Below are 407 nucleotides of genomic sequence, written 5' to 3' on the forward strand. Positions count from 1 at the left end.
CAATAATGTCAGTTGATTCATCCATTACCGCTCCCAATGATCCTAGTACTGTTTCAGCTAGAAATAAAGGTTCGGGATTTTGTGTTACGTACTCCATCGTTTCAAAATGAAGTCCCCCATTATTGGTAAGTCTAAAGACTAATAAACTAATAGCGACTGCGATGAAAGTTCCTAACATCGTCGTTGTAAAGCTTACCCACATTTTTTTGTTCCAACCTAAAACTAATACTAACGTTACCGCACAAAAAACGGCCGCGATTCCGCTAAAAATCCAAAAAACTCCTGAGCCCTCTTGCTGAACATCGATTTCCACTGCAATGAAAAATAAAATGGTGTTTAAAATCAAGCTTAAGAGTGCCCTTAATCCGGTCGACTTCATCATTATTAATAAGCCGATTACCATCACA

The 407-nt window shown here is 38.3% G+C and carries 1 protein-coding gene; it reads right to left on the reverse strand.

The genetic code is table 11. The features are described 5' to 3' along the window. Positions 1-382, reverse strand: a 382-nt coding sequence (locus C1I98_RS46825) for a YibE/F family protein (RefSeq protein ID WP_233508601.1), incomplete at its 3' end; no start/stop codon positions are given. Positions 383-407 lie beyond the last annotated feature (25 nt).

The sequence above is a fragment of the Spongiactinospora gelatinilytica genome, assembly GCF_003236385.1.
Taxonomy (GTDB): Bacteria; Actinomycetota; Actinomycetes; order Streptosporangiales; family Streptosporangiaceae; genus Spongiactinospora; species Spongiactinospora gelatinilytica.